This is a genomic window from Streptomyces europaeiscabiei (genome assembly GCF_001550375.1).
GTDB classification, from domain to species: Bacteria; Actinomycetota; Actinomycetes; order Streptomycetales; family Streptomycetaceae; genus Streptomyces; species Streptomyces europaeiscabiei.
Genome location: NZ_LRTR01000252.1, coordinates 1 through 19,225, shown reverse-complemented (window position 1 = coordinate 19,225; position 19,225 = coordinate 1). Strand labels below are relative to the sequence as shown.

Annotated in this window: 17 protein-coding genes; 11 read left to right on the top strand and 6 right to left on the bottom strand. The window is 71.4% G+C overall.

The window, feature by feature from the left end; genetic code table 11:
• The 6 genes from AWZ10_RS12355 to AWZ10_RS12330 all read right to left on the bottom strand — a co-directional run.
• A partial coding sequence (locus tag AWZ10_RS12355) for a hypothetical protein (protein ID WP_159058253.1) occupies nt 1-429 on the bottom strand: 429 nt, incomplete at its 3' end.
• Entirely contained in the window at nt 426-1,094 is a 669-nt protein-coding gene (locus AWZ10_RS12350; RefSeq protein ID WP_208618487.1) for a flavoprotein, read from the bottom strand. The genes AWZ10_RS12355 and AWZ10_RS12350, both read right to left, overlap by 4 nt.
• Complete coding sequence (locus AWZ10_RS12345) at nt 1,087-2,067, bottom strand: LLM class flavin-dependent oxidoreductase (protein ID WP_279616625.1); 981 nt, start codon at nt 2,065-2,067, stop codon at nt 1,087-1,089. Before AWZ10_RS12345 ends, AWZ10_RS12350 begins: the two co-directional genes overlap by 8 nt.
• Before the next feature lie 38 nt (nt 2,068-2,105).
• Nucleotides 2,106-2,909 carry an ABC transporter permease gene (locus AWZ10_RS12340; protein WP_244172472.1) on the bottom strand — a complete coding sequence of 268 codons (804 nt, stop codon included), beginning with the start codon at nt 2,907-2,909 and terminating at the stop codon, nt 2,106-2,108.
• Nucleotides 2,910-2,950: 41 nt separating this feature from the next.
• Nucleotides 2,951-3,766, bottom strand: coding sequence for an ABC transporter ATP-binding protein (locus AWZ10_RS12335; RefSeq protein ID WP_060891082.1), 816 nt, complete (start codon nt 3,764-3,766; stop codon nt 2,951-2,953).
• Between the two features lie 309 nt (nt 3,767-4,075).
• Nucleotides 4,076-5,308: a pyridoxal phosphate-dependent aminotransferase gene (locus AWZ10_RS12330; protein WP_060891081.1), complete on the bottom strand. Its 1,233-nt coding sequence runs from the start codon at nt 5,306-5,308 to the stop codon at nt 4,076-4,078.
• A gap of 1,197 nt (nt 5,309-6,505) precedes the next feature.
• Between AWZ10_RS12330 and AWZ10_RS50115 the strand changes: the two genes are divergently transcribed.
• The 11 genes from AWZ10_RS50115 (at nt 6,506) to AWZ10_RS12275 (ending at nt 19,051) form a co-directional block, all read left to right on the top strand.
• Nucleotides 6,506-6,922, top strand: coding sequence for a hypothetical protein (locus AWZ10_RS50115; protein ID WP_046709830.1), 417 nt, complete (start codon nt 6,506-6,508; stop codon nt 6,920-6,922).
• A gap of 552 nt (nt 6,923-7,474) precedes the next feature.
• Nucleotides 7,475-7,996: a DUF2617 family protein gene (locus AWZ10_RS12320; protein ID WP_046709831.1), complete on the top strand. Its 522-nt coding sequence runs from the start codon at nt 7,475-7,477 to the stop codon at nt 7,994-7,996.
• A gap of 255 nt (nt 7,997-8,251) precedes the next feature.
• Nucleotides 8,252-9,886 (top strand): polyamine aminopropyltransferase, encoded by a 1,635-nt coding sequence (locus AWZ10_RS12315; RefSeq protein ID WP_060891080.1) that lies wholly within the window; start codon nt 8,252-8,254, stop codon nt 9,884-9,886.
• 214 nt (nt 9,887-10,100) lie between these two features.
• Nucleotides 10,101-11,063: an SRPBCC family protein gene (locus AWZ10_RS12310; RefSeq protein WP_244172471.1), complete on the top strand. Its 963-nt coding sequence runs from the start codon at nt 10,101-10,103 to the stop codon at nt 11,061-11,063.
• A 213-nt stretch (nt 11,064-11,276) separates the two neighbouring features.
• Nucleotides 11,277-12,071, top strand: a complete 795-nt coding sequence (locus AWZ10_RS12305) for an aldose epimerase family protein (protein WP_046708302.1) — start codon at nt 11,277-11,279, stop codon at nt 12,069-12,071.
• Between the two features lie 47 nt (nt 12,072-12,118).
• Nucleotides 12,119-12,673, top strand: coding sequence for an orotate phosphoribosyltransferase (pyrE, locus tag AWZ10_RS12300; RefSeq protein WP_046708732.1), 555 nt, complete (start codon nt 12,119-12,121; stop codon nt 12,671-12,673).
• A 186-nt stretch (nt 12,674-12,859) separates the two neighbouring features.
• The gene (fbaA, locus tag AWZ10_RS12295) at nt 12,860-13,882 is read left to right on the top strand and encodes a class II fructose-bisphosphate aldolase (protein ID WP_046708733.1); all 1,023 of its coding nucleotides are present in this window, start codon (nt 12,860-12,862) and stop codon (nt 13,880-13,882) included.
• Between the two features lie 430 nt (nt 13,883-14,312).
• Nucleotides 14,313-15,785, top strand: coding sequence for an MFS transporter (locus tag AWZ10_RS12290; RefSeq protein ID WP_060891078.1), 1,473 nt, complete (start codon nt 14,313-14,315; stop codon nt 15,783-15,785).
• A 287-nt stretch (nt 15,786-16,072) separates the two neighbouring features.
• A complete protein-coding gene (locus AWZ10_RS12285) occupies nt 16,073-16,486 on the top strand; it encodes a DUF3151 domain-containing protein (RefSeq protein ID WP_046709700.1) in 414 nt (137 codons plus the stop codon).
• Nucleotides 16,487-16,854: 368 nt separating this feature from the next.
• The gene (locus tag AWZ10_RS12280) at nt 16,855-17,700 is read left to right on the top strand and encodes a tryptophan 2,3-dioxygenase family protein (protein ID WP_060891077.1); all 846 of its coding nucleotides are present in this window, start codon (nt 16,855-16,857) and stop codon (nt 17,698-17,700) included.
• Nucleotides 17,693-19,051 (top strand): kynureninase, encoded by a 1,359-nt coding sequence (locus tag AWZ10_RS12275; protein ID WP_060891076.1) that lies wholly within the window; start codon nt 17,693-17,695, stop codon nt 19,049-19,051. The genes AWZ10_RS12280 and AWZ10_RS12275 overlap by 8 nt, the downstream gene beginning before the upstream one ends.
• Nucleotides 19,052-19,225: the final 174 nt, after the last annotated feature.

The following is a 19,225-nucleotide window of genomic DNA, read 5'->3' as shown; positions in this document are numbered from 1 at the left end:
CCAGGCGGCGAGCCGGGCCGGGCCGGGCGGGCCGGCCCGGCCGGCTGATACGGGAATCTCGGCGTGCAGTCGCCTGAGCGCCACGCCCGTCCCGTGCAGTGCGGAAGCCACATGCGCGTTCGGAATGTTGCAGGCACCGGGCACGGAGAGCTTGGCCGCCACGCCGGTCCCCGGGACGAGGTAGTGCAGTGAGTCGTCCACGGCCTCCGGGAGGACCAGGCGCACCTCCGCGGTTCGCAGTGCCCGGAGGGCGGCCAGCGCCTCCGAAGGGGGCAGCTTCAGCGGAGTCGGCCGGTGGCTGCCCGGCCTGCGGACCAGCACATAGCCGTTGTCGACTCGGTGTACGGACGTGCGCTGGAAGCCGGTGGCGAACTGCTCGACCGGGGGTTCGGCGAACTCACCCACCACGCCGTCCCTCGTGGCCGTCACCGGGCGCTTCCCTGCGGGGGACCGGCGGTTGCGGTGGCCGCCTCCCGACTGTGTCGCGTTCGCAGACTCTCGACGGCGCGGAAGACCTCGGGCAGCGGCGTGGCCACGGAGGCGTCCATACGGCCGGTCGTCACGCTGAAGCCGGGCTGTGGTGGGACCACAACCACGTTGGAGCGCTTCTCCAGCGTCTCCACATGCTGTCTGTACGCCGGGGAGCCGGCCCCGCCCGGCGGCAGCGCCGGGGCGATACCGATGGGTGCGCTCGTGCACTGGAGAGCAAGCAGGACAGGCGTGTCGGCGGCGCCGGCAGCGAGTCTGCCCACGAAGTTGAATGTCGCCGGATGCACTACGATCGCGTCGGGCCAGTGAGCCAGTTCGACATGCCGGGCACCGGTCTCCGGCTCGTCGGACCACACGTCCTGGAGCACGTCGGCGCCGGCGAACGCGGTGAGCGCGGCACGGGTGACGAACCGTTCGGCGGAGCGCGTCACCACGCAGCGCAGTTCGATGTCGGGGTAGGCCGTCCGTACCCAATTGACCCACATCGGCATGAACATCACGCCGATGGCGCCGGTCCCGACGAACAGCAGCTTCCGGGCGCCGAAAGCAGGGGGCGTGCCTCCCGACACCCCGGCGTGTGCGCCCCCGCTCATGAACTCAGCCACGGCGCCGGTCCACTGCGGCGAAGATGTCCTGAAGGTCCGTCATGGTGGCGCCGAGCCCCTCGGTGTTCAGGACTCCGGCCGGATTGAGCACGACCTCGTCGACACCGTGGCGCCGGTAGCGGTCGAGCTCCGCCGCGATCTCGTCGGGCGTTCCGGTGACGAACACACCCGCCTCGACCAGCGCGTCCGCACCCGCCTCCGGGTTGTCCGGATAGGCCTCCACACCGCCGCGCCGCAGCATGTCCGTATAGTGCTCGGCGCGCAGATGAGCGCCCGCTCCGGACAGGGCGGTGAGACGGATGTCGCGCCCCGGGCGGGCCACCGCCACATGGACGACCGTCGCCACGCGCGGTGTCTTGCGTCCCGTCTCGGCGGCCCCGTCGGCCAGGGCCGGCAGCAGCGTGTCCCCGATGTACCCCGCGGGTGTCATCCACGTCACCGCGATGTCCGCGACCGCGCCCGCCATCCTTGCCATGCGTGGTCGCAGAACCCCCAGGCCGATCTCGACCGGCGGCGCCTCCAAGGAGAAGAGCTGCGCCTCCAGGGAGTGGTACTCACCCTCGTAGCGGACCACCTCGCCCTGGAGGAGGCCGCGCATGACGGTGACGTACTCACGCATGGCGGTGAGGGGCTTGCCGTACGCCGAGCCCAGCAGCGACTGCTGGAACTCGGGTGTCGCCGGACCGATGCCCGCGACATAGGGAGTACCGGAGAGCGCGGCCACGGAACGCGCCTGGACGGCGGCGTCGTAGGGATGGCGGAGGGGCGCGAGCGTCACGCCGCTGCCCATGGGCACCCGTACGCCCGTGCCTGCCAGGGCCGCGAAGATCTGGTGGGTGTCCAGCCGCAGGGACTGGCCGATCCACAGCCGTCCCGAACCACGGCGCTGAAGCAGACGGCCGAAGGGCAGGACCTGCCCGATGTCGGTCGGCATGACCGGGTACATGATGCTGGTGTTGTTCGAGGTGGCCACAGCGGTCGCCAATCCCTCCGTCGAAATCGGTCGTTCCATCAGTAGGAGCGCTGCCCGACCGCCTCGCGGCGGGCCGCAAGGCGGCTGCCCGACTCCCGGCGTGAGGCTCTGAGCAGCAGACGCGGGGTGATCAGCAGGCCGACGACGATCCAGGCGACCAGCACCCCCGCGGTCTCCCAGTGCTGCCAGCTCCCAGCCGTCTCGGCGACCAGTGCGCTGTCGGGGAGCATCGAGGACCGGACGCCCTGCGCGATCCACTTCAGCGGGAAGATCTCACCGACGATCTGAAGCCACCTGGGCATGCTCGTGACCGGGAAGAAGACACCGGAGACGAAGAGCAGACCGAGCACGGGGATCATCACCAACGCGAGCGCCTGGCGCGGGTTGGGGAGCAATGCGCCCACGGCTGCTCCGAGCAGGGCGAGGGCGACCAGCCCGAGGGCGAGTACCCACACCAGCGTGCTCCACTGGGCGAGCGTGCGTGGGAAGCCGGAACCGGTGAACAACGCACCGCCGACCAGAAGCAGCAGAGCGCAGAAAGTGGCCACCACGGTGACCGTGAGCGTTTTCGAGACGATGTACGCGGACAGGCCGCCGGGCGTACCGCGCAGGCGCAGCATCGTGCCGTCCTCACGGTCGTTGGCCAGCTGCTGGGGCAGCCAGGACACAGCGACTAAGAGCAGCATCGAGGCGATGCCGCCCGCGACGACCATGCGGGACGAGTCCACGGTGCTGCCGGGGATGGTGCCGTCCTGGAGCGAGGCCGTGAGGAGGAAGAAGGCCGGATTGGTGAGGTGCCCCACGTACTCACGCGGGCTGCGCGTCATCTGCCGGAGTTCCACGCGCCCACGATGCAGGCCCACCGAAACGGACTGACGGCTGATCATGCGTTCTCCTGACGCAGCACGCCCAGATAGGTGTCCTCCAGCGTCGGACGGCGCACCTCCAGGCCGGGTATGGGACCGTCGAACTCGTGGTGCAGCTCCCACACCACCTGTGAAGGATCGGCCGTGAGCCGGCTTCGGCGTTCGCCGTCCTGGATCCAGCGGACCTCGGCGTCGGCCTGGATCTCTGCGGCGAGTCCTTCCACGGGGCCGGAGGCGATGAGCCGACCGCCCACCAGGATGGCGATCGAGTCGGAAAGCCGTTCCGCCTCAGCGAGGTCGTGTGTGGTGAGCACGATGGTCATGCCCTCCGCCTCGCTGAGTCGCTCGATCAGACTGTGGAAGTCACGCCGTGCCTCGGGGTCGAATCCGGTGGTCGGTTCGTCGAGGAAGAGCAGTTCCGGGCGGCCGATGATGCCCAGGGCGACGTCGAGCCGCCGGCGTTGGCCGCCCGACAGCCGATGGCACTCCTGCTTCGCCTGCGCGGTCAGACCAACCGCGTCGAGCAGTTCCCCCGGGCTGCGCGGGTTCGGGTAGTAGCGGGCGAAGTGCTCCATCAGTTCGCCCACCCGCCACCGTGCGTGGTCCCGCCAGGACTGGACGACGATCCCGATCCGGGAGCGCCAGGCGTCCGAGACGTCGTCCGGATCGGCTCCCAGCACGCTGACCTGACCGCCGGACCGGCGCCGGAACCCCTCGAGGATCTCGATCGTGGTGCTCTTTCCCGCGCCGTTGGGCCCGAGAAGCGTCAGTACTTCCCCTCGCCGCACGTCCAGGTCCACGCCGTCGAGCACCTCGCGTGCTCCGTAACGCATGCGCAAGTCCCGGACGCTGATCGCGAGGGGCACTGAGCTTGTGGAGGGCGCCGTCGGTGGCGCTGCTGTGCGAGTGGCCATGTCCGCGAACCTAACGGCCGATCGTTCTCCTCACCGGCTCACATGGGATTCTGGCCCAGCTCGTGGACGAGGGTCCTGGCAGTTCGGAGCCCGTGGTTTCTTGGCATCAGGCACAAGCAGGAACACGGCCCTCAACTAACAACCTGTGCCTCTTTCTTGCCACCGACCTGAAGCCGCGGTCGAAGGACAGGCCGGGCATCGACGCCTCCACGCACCCGAGGTGTGCGCTCAGAACGCCAGGCGTTGCAGGCGGCTGGTGGCCTCGTGGAGAACGTCGTCCCTCTTGCAGAACGCGAACCGGACGAAGGGGGCGCCCATCTCCCGGTGGTCGTAGAAGACCGCATTGGGAATGGCGACGACCCCCGCCCGTTCCGGCAGCGCACGGCAGAAGGCGAAGCCGTCGGTCTCGCCGAGGGGGCGGATGTCGGTGGTGATGAAGTACGTGCCGGCCGTCCGGAACACCTCGAAACCGGCGTCCGAGAGCCCCGTCGCCAGGAGGTCCCGCTTGGCCAGCATGTCCGCGCGGAACGCCTCGAAGTAGCTGTCCGGCAGCGCGAGCGCCTCGGCGACGGCGTACTGGAACGGCCCGGACGCCACATACGTCAGGTACTGCTTCGCCGAGCGCACGGCCGTCACGAGCGCGGGCGCCGCCGTCACCCAGCCCACCTTCCACCCCGTGAAGGAGAAGGTCTTGCCCGCGGACCCGATGGTGACGGTCCGCTCCCGCATACCGGGGAAGGTCGCCAGTGGAACGTGCTCGGCGTCGTCGAACACCAGGTGTTCGTACACCTCGTCCGTCACCACCAGCAGATCCCGCTCGACGGCCAGCTCGGCGATCGCCGTCAGTTCCGCACGGGTGAGGACGGTGCCGGTCGGGTTGTGCGGTGTGTTGATCAACAGCAGCCGCGTCCGGTCGGTGACGGCGGCCCGCAGCTCGTCGAGATCCAGCCGGAAGCGCCGCTCCGCGACTCCCTCACCGGACCCCTCGGACGGCCGAAGCGTCACCGGTACGCGCGTCCCGCCCGCCATCGCGATGCAGGCCGCGTACGAGTCGTAGTACGGCTCCAGGGCGACCACCTCGTCGCCCGGCTCCAGCAGCCCCAGCAGCGCGGCCGCGATGGCCTCCGTGGCGCCCGCCGTGACCAGCACCTCCGTGTCCGGGTCGAACGCCAGCCCGTACCGCCGTCGCTGGTGGTCGACGATCGCGGCGCGCAGCTCGGGAACGCCCGGCCCCGGCGGGTACTGGTTGCCCCGGCCGTCGCGCAACGCCCGTACGGCGGCCTCGCGGATCTCCTCGGGGCCGTCGGTGTCCGGGAAACCCTGGCCCAGGTTGATCGACCCGGTCTGCAGGGCGAGTGCCGACATCTCGGCGAAGATCGTCGTCCCGAACTCGGCGAGCCGCCGGTTGAGCGGCGGACGAGGGGTGCGGGCGGGGCTTGAGCTGGAGGTCATGGCCGTCATCCTGCGCCGAACCTCTGGACTTCCTCAACTCGGCTTTGAGCGATGAGACGCGAGGGCATCCCCACGTCACGCACGGCCCACGGGGGGTCTGCAAGGGGGAACGAAAGGCAGGTGCCGAGATGGAGGTCTTCTTCTTCCTCTTCATGGGCGCGGTCATTCTGATCAGCGCCGTCTCGAAGGCCGGTCGCGGTTCGCAGCGGGGCCGTCGGCGCTCGCACAGCTGGTGGGTGGACGGCGGGTCGTCCCACCACGGGAGCGGTGGCTCGTTCTGCGGGGGTGGCTCGTCCTGTGGCGGCGGTTCCTCCTGTGGCGGGGGTGGCGGTGGCGGCGGTGGTGGCTGCGGCGGCGGAAGCTGAACGCCGCACAGCCGACAAACCTCTGGACTTGCTCAATTCGGCTTTGAGCGGTCCGCGGCGGGGGCATCTCCGCGGCACGCAAGTGAGCGAGGCACCCACGGGGGGTCGCTTCGGGGGACACAGGCAAGCAAGAGGGGAGGGTGAGCCATCGTGGAGAACGACCTCATCCTGGTACTCGTGGCCATGGGAGTGGTGCTCCTCATCGGCTTGGCGGTCGCCGTCCGAGCCGGCAGGACTGCCAGGCGCCGAGGGCGGCGCGGTAGCTGGTGGGCGAATGGCGGATCGTCCGGTGGATCGGGTGGATCGTCGTGCGGAGGTGGCTCGTCCTGCGGGGGCGGGTCCTCCTGTGGCGGTGGCGGCGGCTGCGGCGGCGGCGGAAGCTGACCACGACCGCGCGACGCGGAAAGGGAGAGGGGCGGGGGTGGAGTGGACGAAAACCTCAGACTGGTGTTCATCGCCTGGGGAGTGTGGGCCGTTGTCATCGCGGTGATCCTCGTCAGAACCCGCAGGCGTTCCGTCCGTCGCGACGGGCGCCGCAGCCGCAGCTGGTGGGCGGACGGCGGGGGCTCGTCGGGTGGTGCGTCGTGCGGGGGCGGGTCCTCCTGCGGCGGCGGTGGCTGCGGCGGCGGAGGGGACTGAGCGGTGGTCGTGTGCTCCACACGCTCGGCGTTCTGCCGTTCGTCTGCCTCGCACTCTGGACCGATTCGTACCGACAAGCGCTGGACTTGCTCAACTCTGCTTGAGCGGTCGGTGGCGGGGGAATCCCGCGACACACAAGTGAGCGAGGCACCCACGGGGGGTCGCTTCGGGGGACTCAGACGAAAGAGGGGAGGGTGACGCCATGAACGCGATCGCGGTGATCGGCTTCATCCTGGTGACGGTGGTCGGTCTCATGACGGTGATCGGTGTCGTCAGCCACCGCAGGACGCGCGCGGCGCGGGCGGCCGCACGTCGCCGCTCGTCGGGCGGACGCGGAGGCGGCAGCGCCCACCGCAGTGCCCACCGCAGCGGCAGCAGTTCGAGCAACAGCTCGAGCAACAGCGACAACAGCTGGTGGGTGCTGGGCGCCGCGGGCGTCGGCGACAGCGGGTCGTCCCACTCCTCGTCGGGCGACGACCGAGGTTCGTCGTCCGGGGGCGGTGGCTCGTCCTGCGGCAGCAGCAGTTCGTCGTCGTGCGGCAGCAGCAGCGGCTCGTCCTGCGGTGGCGGTTCCTCCTGCGGTGGTGGTGGCGGGGGCGGATGCGGTGGAGGCAGCTGACACGGGGCAGCCGAGCTCCACGACACGAGCGCCCGCCGGGACGAACCTCCCGGCGGGCGCTCGCGTGTGTGATGCCGACCGGACGGGGCAGACGCCCGGCTAGCCGTGCCCGCATGCCCGCATGCCCGCATGCCCGCTGCACGTTCGGGCGGCGCACGGGTGTGATTTCTGTTCACGCCTGAGTACGCCGGTTGGGCCCGGTTGTCCGGTGGGCGCTTCCCGGGGTTCGCGCGCCCGGCTCGGTGGGCGCGCGGGAAGCATGTCGACCGACAGGGCGTACGCCTGGTTGAACAGTTGAGCTGGGCAGCCCTCGGGGGGATGGAAACCACGTCAAGTTGGGTAAAAACGCTGTGGTGGCGCCACAGTTCATGATTCCCTATAAATCGCCAACGCAGCCCCCGGACGTCCCTCCCGGCAGGCCTGACGCGGCTGACCGGACCGACTGGGACGTCGTCCTCACCCGACCTGGCTGACCGGGCCCACGATTCCCGGTGCCGATCGGGGTGCGCCGGACCCACTCCTCTTCTCTTTGCGTCGCTGCGGAGCCGATCCATGCTCACGACCCTGAACACCGCCTACACCGACACGCGCGCGGCAGACCTCGCCTGGGCCCTGGGGCGGGAACCGCTGCCCGCGCTCGCCACGCTCGATCTCGAACTCACCGGTGCGAAGCTGCAGTTGCGACTGCTCGGCGCGTCCCACCAGGTACTCCTGGAGGAGGAGCAGGGCAGCCACTGTTCGGAGACGGTCGCCTGCATCCCGGGGTCCAGCACGCCCCTCCCGCTCGGTGTGGCCAAACGTGTGGGCGACTGGGAGTACGAATTCGCCGCCCGCGTCGAGGTGTTGTCACCGGGTTCCTTCGCCGGCCGCGCCCAGGAGCTCCTGGCCCTCGTCTCCGACCATCCCCACGGCCTGGCAGGCGTCTTCCCCGGCAGCCCCCACGCCTTCACGGCGATGCTCGCGCAGAGACACGAAGGCCAGGTCCACTGGCGTACGTGGCACGCGTATCCCCAGGACGGGCAACTGGTCGCGACGAGAACGAGGGTCGGGGTCAGGGTGTCGGTGCCGCTGTGAATGGTCGGGTGCGGGCCCGGTGGGGCTTCTCGCGCAGTTCCCCCGCGCCCCTGAAGGGCCAGGCCCCTGCGGGCCTGAAAGCACGGGGCGCAGCCCCTGCTTTTCAGGGGCGCGGGGAACTGCGCGACCAGCCCTCACGCACCCGCACCCGCCAACGCACCCGAACCTCCGAGCGATTAGGCACCCGGCGAAGCGTCGCAGACCACCCGTGTGGGTGACCCAGCGGAGCGCGACCGTGACGGTAGCGTGCCAGGAGTGATCGAGCCGCACGCCCCCGCACCCCCCGGCGCCCCTCCCCCCTGGCGCGGCCACGGAGGCCCCGGTGCCCAGGCTTGGTTACCGGTCCGCCCGGGAATCGGCCGCTTCCTCGTCCTCGCCGGCGTCTTCGTCTGCGCCGCCTGCGGACTCGTGTACGAACTGGAACTCGTCGCCCTCGCCTCGTACTTGATCGGCGACTCCGTCACCCAGGCCTCCGTGGTCCTCTCGGTCATGGTCTTCGCCATGGGTATCGGCTCCCTCGCCGCCAAACGCCTCCGCCCCCGCGCGGCCCTCGGTTTCGGCGCGATCGAGGCCGCCCTCGCCCTCGTCGGTGGCTGCAGCGCCCTGGCGCTGTACGCGGCGTTCGCCTGGACCGGCGACTGGGGCGGTATGTGGGCGAGCGGCTCCCGTTACCTCCTCGTCGCGTTCTCCCTGGCCATCGGCCTGCTCATCGGCGCCGAGGTCCCGCTGCTGATGGAGCTGATCCAGCGCATCCGCCGGCAGGACGCGGTCGGCGCGGTCGCCGACCTGTTCGCGGCCGACTACGTGGGCGCGCTGGTCGGCGGCCTGGCTTTCCCCTTCCTCCTCCTGCCCTGGCTCGGCCAGCTCACCGGCGCCCTGCTCACCGGCACGGTGAACGTCCTCGTCGGCGGCGCCCTCGTCCTCGGCCTGTTCCGCCACGACATGACCCGCCGGGCCCGCTGGCTGCTCCTGGTCACCAACCTCGCCGTTCTCGGTCTCCTCGCCGCCGCCGCCGTACACGTCGACGACTTCGAGCGCGCCGCCCGGCGGGCGGTGTACGGCAAGGACGTACGGGTCGCGCTGCAGACCGGCGTCCAGGAGGTCGTCCTCACCGGCGGCAGGGACGGCCGCCCGCTCTCCCTCTTCCTCGACGGCCGCCTGCGCATCAGCGGCCGCGACGAACACCGCTACCACCAGGCCCTCGTCCACCCCGCCATGAACGCGGGCCCCCATGCCCGTGTCCTCGTCCTCGGCGGCGGTGACGGCCTCGCCGCCCGCGAAGTGCTCCGCGACGACGACGTACGCCGGGTGGACGTCGTCGAACTCGACGCGGGCGTGGTGCGTCTGGCCCGCACGGACCCCGCCCTCTCCGCCCTCAACGACCACGCCTACGCCGACGACCGCGTCCACGTCTTCACGGAGGACTCCTTCGCCTGGCTGCGCGGCGTCCGCCCGACGGAGCCGTACGACGTCGTGATCTCGGACCTTCCCGACCCCGGCATCACGGCGAGCACCAAGCTCTACTCGCAGGAGTTCTACGGCCTGGCCCGTGAGGTCCTGGCCCCCGACGGCCGCATGGTGGTGCACGCGGGCCCGGTGTCGTCCCGGCGGCAGGTCTTCTGGACGGTCGACGCCACCGTCCGCGCCACCGGGCTGCACACCACGCCCTACCGGGTCACCGCCGTCGCCCCCGGCTTCGTCACCGGCCCCGACCGCACGGCCCACACCTCACGCGCCCCCCACGACTGGGGCTTCGTCCTGGCGACCCGGCCCGACGCCGGCCGACGCCCATCACCGGACCTCGGTACCGGCGCCACGCTCCTCGACGCCGCCGACCGAGTACGGGGCCTGCAGCCGTCGACGCTGGTGCACCCGAGGTACACCGGCTGAGCCGTGCGGGGCGCGAGGTGGCATGGGTCGTATGAGCCGCATGAGCCGCATGAGCCGCATAGGCCGTATCGGGCGGGATGGATCAGGTGGATCCGCGAGGGGTGTGCGGGACGTGCGGGGTGCGCGGGATGCGTGGGGCCGCGTGGGGCGGAATACGAGCAATAACGCGTATGTACGGGTGCGGCGCGGTGCCACCTGGGTAGGCTCGGTTTCCATGGAGCATGAGGTGTTCGTTCCGGTTCCCGTCGGCCGCCTCCGGGAGGCGCTGTCCGACCCCGAACGGGTGGCCCGAGCGGTCCCCGGGCTCCAGCAGGACGTGGGCACCCCGCCCGTCGCCGGCCGAGTGAAGGTACGCGTCGCCGGTCACACCATCACCTACCGCGGCACCCTCCGCGTCACCGCCCAGGACGACGGCTCCTACGCCGTGGAGGGCGACGCCACCGAGGCCCGCGGCACCGGCGCCGTGAATCTCACCCTCACCCTCCGCCTCACCCCGGCCACCGAGGGCACCACCCTCACCTGCACCGGCACAGCCACCGCCGACGGCCGCATCACCGAACTGCCGGCCGACTCGGTGTCCTCGGCGGTGACGCGGCTGCTGGGGCGGTTCGCGGAGAACCTGGGGAAGACGGCCGAGACCGAGCCGAAGCCCACGGCCGGATCCGAGGCCCCCGAAGCCGACGCCTCCGAAGCCGACGCCTCCGAAGCCGACGCCCCCGAAGCCGAGGCCTCCGGATCCGAGGCCCGCGAAGCCGTGGGTGCCGCTGACGCCGACGTGGCCTCTGAAAGCGCTGAATCCCCCGAAGCCGCTGACGAGCAAGGTGAAGCCGCCGACGAGCAAGGTCGGGAGGAGGGCGAGCCCCCGGCCCCCGTCGAGGACGAGCCGCCCGCCTCCGTCTTCGAGGCAGAGGTCCCGCCGTCCGCGCTGGACCCCTTCGCCGAGGAGGACTTCGTCGCCGGGGGTGAGCCGCCCGCGGAGGCCGCGCACGCGCGCCGGACGATGATCGGCCGTAGTGCGGAGGAGGTCGACCACACACCGCCGCGCGGCCGGTACGCCCCGGTCCCGGCCCCCGAACCCGTCTCCGCGAGCGCCACCCTCCGCTGGGCGGCCCCCGCAGCCGCCCTCGCCGTCGCCTCCGCCATCATCGTGACCCGCGCCCTCCGCAAACGCCGCTGACGCACCGCCCGAGGGCCCTGACCGCCGTACGGACCAGGCACGTCATCGAACTCGACGACGCCGCAGCGTGGAGGAGAACGACCCACACCGCCGTGCGGCCGGCACGCCCCATCCCGGGCCCGTCTCCGCCGAAGTCGCTCTCCGCTGTGCCGCCCCCTCACGGGAAGCGTGGTCCGGCAACTCCTCGGTGGGGTGGGCCAGTAGGGTCGAGGGGTGAGTAGCGAAGAGATCACGTTGGCCGCGGGTGACGCGGAGGCGGTGCTGGCGCCGGGGAACGGTGGCCGGGTGGCGGGCCTGAGGGTCGGTGGGGTCGAACTGCTGCGGCAGGGCGAGCGGTTCGGCTGCTTCCCGATGGTTCCGTGGTGCGGACGGATCCGCGACGGACGGTTCCGCGACGGCGGCAGTGTGCAGCAGATGCCCCTCAACGCCCCGCCCCACGCCATCCACGGCACGACCCGCGAGCGAGCCTGGCGCGTCGCGAGCCATGGCGGCACCGAGGCCGTCCTCACCTACGACCTCGTCGAGCCCTGGCCCTACCCCGGCCGCGTCACCCAGGTGGTCACCCTCACCCCGGACGCCCTCACCCTCACCATGTCCGTGGAGGCACACGACTCCTCCTTCCCGGCCCAGATCGGCTGGCACCCCTGGTTCAACCGGAGCCTGGCCGGCGGCGGCGAGGACGTACGGATCGACTTCACGCCCGCCTGGCAGGAGGAGCGCGGCGCGGACCACCTCCCCACCGGCAACCGCCTCGACCCCAAGCCCGGCCCCTGGGACGACTGCTTCGGCATGCCCGGTGGCGTCGACGTCACCCTCACCTGGCCGGAACGGCTGGAGCTGAAGGTCGCCTCCCGCGAGGAGTGGGTCGTGCTCTACGACGAGCAGGCGGAGGCCGTCTGCGTCGAGCCGCAGACCGGCCCGCCGAACGGCCTCAACACCCACCCCCGCCTGGTCACCCCCATCGACCCCCTCGAAGCCACGACGACCTGGACCTGGCGGCGCCTGTAGACGGACAGCCGGTAAGGGGACATTAGGGGCCCCTTAAGCTGGCTGCCATGACTGACGTGGACGTACGTGGATCTTTGCTGCAGCAGATCAAGGACAAGGCCGTGGTGCACGGCAAGGTGACCCTGTCATCGGGTCTGGAGGCGGACTACTACGTCGACCTGCGCCGCGTCACCCTCGACGGTGAGGCCGCCCCGCTGGTCGGGCAGGTGCTGCTCGACCTGACCGCCGACCTCGACTTTGACGCGGTCGGCGGGCTCACGATGGGCGCCGACCCGGTCGCCGGCGCCATGCTGCACGCCGCCGCCGCGCGGGGCCGCAGGCTGGACGCCTTCGTCGTCCGCAAGGCGGCCAAGGCGCACGGACTTCAGCGGCAGGTCGAGGGTCCGGACATCGCGGGCCGCCGCGTACTCGTCGTCGAGGACACCTCCACCACCGGCGGCTCCCCGCTGACCGCCGTCGAGGCCGTGCGCGCGGCAGGTGCCGAGGTCGTCGCCGTCGCCACCATCGTCGACCGGGCGACCGGCGCCGCCGAGAAGATCGAGCAGGGCGCAGGGGTCCCGTACCGCTTCGCGTTCTCCAAGGACGAACTGGGCCTCGACTGAGCGCGTCGTGCCTCGATTGAGGCCCATCCGCAGATAAGAACACCAAGGTCAGGGGTTACCGAACAGTTCTGGACACCCTGGCCGGAGCATCGGGTCCCGTCTGGAAGGATGGGGCCGACGATGACGTCGCAACCCTAGGTCAGGGCTCGTAAGCACAACGCCACCCGCACATACAAGGAGCGGACCATGCCCATCGCAACCCCCGAGGTCTACAACGAGATGCTCGACCGGGCGAAGGCAGGCAAGTTCGCCTACCCGGCCATCAATGTGACCTCGACCCAGACGCTGCACGCCGCGCTGCGCGGCTTCGCGGAGGCGGAGAGCGACGGCATCGTCCAGATCTCGACCGGCGGCGCCGAGTTCCTGGGCGGTCAGTACAGCAAGGAAATGGTGACGGGTTCCGTCGCCCTGGCCGAGTTCGCGCACATCGTGGCCGAGAAGTACCCCGTCACGGTCGCGCTGCACACGGACCACTGCCCGAAGGACAAGCTGGACGGCTACGTACGTCCGCTGATCGCGGTGTCGGAGGAGCGGGTCGCGCGCGGCGCGAACCCCCTCTTCCAGTCCCACATGTGGGACGGCTCGGCGGAGACCCTCGCGGACAACCTCTCCATCGCGCAGGAACTCCTCGCCCGCGCCGCCGCCGCGAAGATCATCCTTGAGGTCGAGATCACCCCGACCGGTGGCGAGGAGGACGGCGTCTCCCACGAGATCAACGACTCCCTCTACACGACGGTCGACGACGCGATCCGCACCGCCGAGGCGCTGGGCCTGGGCGAGAAGGGCCGCTACCTGCTGGCCGCGTCCTTCGGCAACGTCCACGGCGTCTACAAGCCGGGCAACGTCGTCCTGCGCCCCGACCTCCTCAAGCAGCTGAACGAGGGCGTCGCCGCCCGCTTCGGCAAGGAGTCCCCGTTCGACTTCGTCTTCCACGGCGGCTCGGGTTCGACGGAGGAGGAGATCCGTACCGCGCTGGAGAACGGCGTCGTCAAGATGAACATCGACACCGACACCCAGTACGCCTTCACGCGTCCGGTCGCGGCCCACATGTTCCAGAACTACGACGGCGTCCTGAAGATCGACGGCGAGGTCGGCAACAAGAAGACCTACGACCCCCGCACCTGGGGCAAGCTCGCGGAGGCGTCGATGGCGGCCCGCGTCGTCGAGGCCTGCGGCAACCTGCGCTCGGCGGGCACGAAGATCAAGTAACCGACCCGGGACGGCCCCGCCGCCCGGCCCGGTGCGCCCCGGCGACACCACCGCAACTGCCCGCAGCCGCACATGCGACTGCGGGCAGTCGTGCGGCCGGGGGTACTGGGGGTACTGGGGGCACCGGGGATAGCTCCGTCGGCTGGTCCGGCTGTGGGCAGTCGTGCGGCCTGGGGCGGCACGCGTGGGCGCAACGGCACCCCGTCAGCGCCGGGCCGCGCGACCGACCGCGCCCTCGCCCGCACCGTCCGCCCGCATTCCCACCGTCCGCCTGCACTGCCACCGTCCGGCCGCATTCCCACCGTCCGCCTGCACTGCCACCGTCCGGCCTCACCCCCACCCTCCGGCCTCACAGCCAAGGGCACGTGCCGCTCGACGGGCTCACCCGCACACCTGGCCCATTCGTCCCCGCCGCGGGATGATTCCGACCATGGCCGACGTACGCCTGGCCTCGCCCCAGGGCAAGTGGATCCTGTTGACCACGGTGCTCGGCTCCAGCATGGCCATGCTGGACTCGACGGTCGTCAACGTCGCCCTGCCCCGTATCGGCCTCGACCTGGACGCCGACCTCGCGGCCCTCCAGTGGACCGTCAACGCGTACATGCTCACCCTGGCCGGCCTGATCCTCCTGGGCGGCGCGTTGGGCGACCGTTTCGGCCGCCGCAAGGTGTTCGTCGTGGGCGTGGTGTGGTTCGCCGCGGCCTCACTCCTGTGCGGCATCGCCCCGAACGGCGGCGTGCTGATCGCCGCCCGAGCCCTCCAGGGTGTCGGCGGCGCCCTCCTCACCCCCGGTTCCCTGGCCCTCATCCAGGCGTCGTTCCACCCCGACGACCGCGCGAGGGCGGTCGGCCTGTGGTCCGGCTTCGGCGGCATGGGCGCGGCCGTCGGCCCGTTCCTGGGCGGCTGGCTGGTCGACGGCCCCGGCTGGCGCTGGGTCTTCCTCCTGAACGTGCCCCTGGCCCTCCTCTGCGTCCCGATCGCCGCCCGCCACGTACCGGAATCCGCGGACGGCCGCAGCCACGACCGGGGCTTCGACATCCTGGGTGCCGTACTCGGAGCCGCGTCCCTGGCCTTCATCACGTATGCGCTGATCGAGGCCAGAACGGGCACGATCGCGGTCGCGGTCACCGCACTCGCCGGCGTGGCGACGGCCGTGGCCTTCATCCACGTCGAACGCCACCGCCCCGACCCCATGATGCCGCCGGACATCTTCGCGTCCCGCCAGTTCACGGCGGTCAACATCGTCACCCTGTTCGTGTACGCGGCCTTCAGCGGCTTCTTCTTCCTCGCCGCGCTCCAGCTCCAGGTGGTCTCCGGCTACTCGGCCCTCGGCGCGGGCACGGCCCTCCTCCCCATCACCGTTCTGATGCTGCTCCTCTCCGCCCGCGCGGGCGCCCTCGGCGAACGCATCGGCCCCCGCATCCCTCTCACCGTCGGCCCGCTGCTGTGCGCGGCGGGTGTCCTGCTGATGCTCCGCGTGGGTCCCGACGCCGTGTACGCCACCGACGTCCTTCCCGCGCTCCTGGTCATGGGACTCGGCATGGTCACCCTCGTGGCCCCCCTGACCGCCACCGTCCTCGCCTCCGTCACCACCGACCACGCGGGCCTCGCCAGCGGCATCAACAACGCCGCCGCCCGAGCGGCAGGCCTCCTGGCCGTGGCCGCGCTCCCCCTGATCGCCGGCATGGGCCCGGAGGCGTACCGCTCACCCGCCCAGTTCGACAGCGCCTTCGACACCGCCATGCCCGTGTGCGCCCTCGCCCTCCTCATCGCCTCGGCCCTGGCCTACGCCACGGTCCGCCGCCCCGCACCCGACTGCCACCACCCCGAATGCCGCACACACGGCTGCGTGACGGCTCCGCCGCTGGAGGGCACGCAGCCAGGGGAGACGGCGGAGAAGTAGCGATCCTGGGAAAGCGAGGGGCGCAGCCCCTGCTTTCCCAGGGGCGCGGGGAACTGCGCGAGCAACCACGACGGACCCGCACCCGCCCGCCCACAGCCTTCCCCGAGCTCTTGGGCGCCCACGGGGGTCGAAGGGGCACAGCCCCTGGTGGGGATGGGACGGGTAGGGGCGGCGGGGGCGAGAATCCCGTCCTGACACCCGGCACCGAACCTCTACCGGCCAGCAGCTCCAGCCCCCCACCCCCCACCCGGCGGACCCAACCCCACACATGGGCCAGACTGGAACCCATGACGATTCACGAGAACCTCCTCGGCGGCCCGCCCCCGACGCACCTCCCCGACTACCCGGAACCCCGCGAGCTCCTCGCGAACGGCACACCCCCGGCCGAGGTCGCCGCCAAGTACCCCACCTCCTCCCTCGCCTGGGCCCAGCTCGCCGACGACGCGTACGAGCGGGGCAGCGTCGTGGAGTCGTACGCCTACGCCCGTACGGGCTACCACCGCGGCCTGGACTCCCTGCGCCGCAACGGCTGGAAGGGTCACGGCCCCGTCCCCTGGGAGCACGAGCCGAACCGCGGCTTCCTGCGCGCCCTCCACGCCCTCGCCCGCGCCGCCGGAGACATCGGCGAGCAGGAGGAGTACGAGCGCTGCTCCCAGTTCCTGAAGGACTCCTCCGCGACGGCGGCACAGACACTCGGCTGAACGGCCCGGACTCTCGGCTGACGGCACCCGGACACTCGGCGGCTGAGCGGCCCGGCTACGTGGGTGGGCGGCGCGGTCATGCGGCTGAGCGGCCCGGCTAGGTGGCTGGGCGGCGCGTCATGCGGCCGGGCTGCACAGACACCGGCCGACCGGGCTGCACAGACACCGGCCGGGCGGCCCACACCGGCCGGGCGGCGCGCCCATTCGGCTGATCCGAAGGCCTTGTTCGTGCAGGTCCGCCTGGTGTGACCAGGCGGACCTTGCGGTGCGGGGGTGGTATCGCCGACTATGCGGGTGGGGACCGGGGCCCCCGTGTCGGAATTCGGCAGGGGCGGACCGCTACCCGGAGCACACAGCAGGAGACAGCGATGTCGCTTCCGGCTCAGCCCCACGAGGCTTCGGAGCCCGAGACCCCGCATCTCGACTTCCAGGGCACCACCCCGTACGAGGACTACGTCCAGGCGGACGTTCTCACCCACCTCCAGCACCCGCTCTCCGACGACCCCGGCGAGATGGTCTTCCTGGTGACCACCCAGGTCATGGAGCTGTGGTTCACCGTCATCGTGCACGAGTGGGAGACCGCGACCGCCGCGATCCGCAATGACGACGTGGCGACCGCGAAGGACGCGCTGAAGCGTTCCGTACGCGAACTGGAGGCCCTGAACGCCTCCTGGAAGCCCCTCGGCCAGCTCACTCCCGGCCAGTTCAACTCCTACCGCGCGGCCCTCGGCGAGGGCTCCGGCTTCCAGTCGGCGATGTACCGCCGGATGGAGTTCCTGCTCGGTGAGAAGTCCGCCTCCATGCTCGTCCCGCACCGGGGCGCCCCCCGCGTCCACGCCGAGCTGGAGAAGGCGCTGCACGAGCCGAGCCTCTACGACGAGGTCCTGCGGCTGCTGGCCCGCCGCGGCCACGCGATCCCCGACTCCGTCGTACGCCGTGACGTCTCCCAGCGCTACGAGCCCTCCCCCGAGGTCGAGGAGGTGTGGACCGAGCTGTACTCCGGCGACCCGGACCACGAACTCGCCCGCTTCGGCGAGGCGTTGACCGACGTCGCCGAACTCGTCTGGCGCTGGCGCAACGACCACCTCGTCGCCACCCGCCGCTCGATGGGTTCCAAGGCCGGCACGGGCGGCTCCGCCGGCGTGGCCTGGCTGGAGAAGCGCGCCCGGAAGAACGTCTTCCCCGAGCTGTGGACGGCGCGCTCCCATGTCTGAACTCACCGCACTCAGCACTGAACTGACCTCCCAGGCAAGGGAGTTGGACGCGGCCGACGAACTGTCCGGCCTGCGCGCCCGCTTCGTCCTCGACGACGCCGTGTACCTCGACGGCAACTCGCTCGGCGCGCTGCCGGTGTCGGTCCCCGGACGGCTCACGGATGTCGTGTACCGCGAGTGGGGCGAACTGCGCATCCGTTCCTGGGACGAGAGCGGCTGGTGGACCGCGCCCGAGCGGATCGGCGACCGTATCGCTCCACTGGTGGGTGCGGCGCCCGGCCAGATCGTGGTCGGCGACTCCACGAGTGTCAACGTCTTCAAGGCGGTCGTGGCGGCGGTACGCATGGCGGACGAGGACGGTGACGGCCGCCGCGACGAGATCCTGGTCGACGCGACGACGTTCCCGACGGACGGCTACATAGCCGAGTCCGCGGCGCGCATGACCGGCCGCACACTGCGCCCGGTGACCCCGGCGGAGGTCCCGGCGGCCCTCAGCGACCGTACGGCCGCCGTACTCCTCAACCATGTCGACTACCGCACGGGCCGCCTCCACGACCTCCCCGCCCTGACGGCGGCGATCCACGAGGCCGGCGCCTTCGCCGTCTGGGACCTCTGCCACAGCGCGGGCGCTCTCCCCGTGGGCCTCGACGAACACGGGGTCGACCTCGCGGTCGGCTGCACCTACAAGTACCTCAACGGCGGCCCCGGCTCCCCGGCGTACCTCTACGTCCGCGAAGACCTCCAGCCCCGCTTCGACTCCCCTCTCCCCGGCTGGACCTCCCATGCCCAGCCCTTCGCCATGCACCCGTCGTACGAGCCGACGACGGGCGCGCCGCGGGGCCGGGTCGGCACGCCTGACATCCTGTCAATGCTGGCTCTGGAGGCGGCACTTGACGTCTGGTACGGGGGCGGCAGGGGAGGCGGCTTCGCCACACACGCCGGAGCTGAGGTCGTGAGTGGGGCTGAGGTCGCGAGTGGGGCTGAGGTCGTGAGTCGGGCCGGGGTCGTGAGCGGGACCGGGGTCGTGAGCGGGGCCGGGGTGACGATCGAGTCGGTCCGCGCCAAGTCTCTCGCCCTGACGGACTTCTTCCTGCGCTGCGTATCGGCGTACGTCCCCGAAGGCCGGGTCGAGTGCCTCACGCCGACCGCCCACGCGGAACGCGGCAGCCAGATCGCCCTGCGCTGCGACGACGCCGGTGACGTGATGAAACGCCTCATCCACCAGGGCGTCATAGGCGACTTCCGCCACCCCGACGTCCTCCGCTTCGGCTTCACCCCCCTCTACGTCACGTTCGAGGACACGGAGCGAGCGGCCCGGGTGCTGGGGGAGACGGTGGGGACGCTGGGGTAGGGCGCCGGGGGAGACGGTGGGGGACGCTCGGGTAGAGGCGCCGGGGGAGAACACGGGGGTGCTGGGGCAGCGGCGATGCCCCATTACCCCCGCAGGCCCCCGCAGCCCCCGCAGCCCCCACAGGCCTTCGCGGCCAGGGGGCCAGCCGCGCCTGCCCGGTCTGCGCCCACCCGT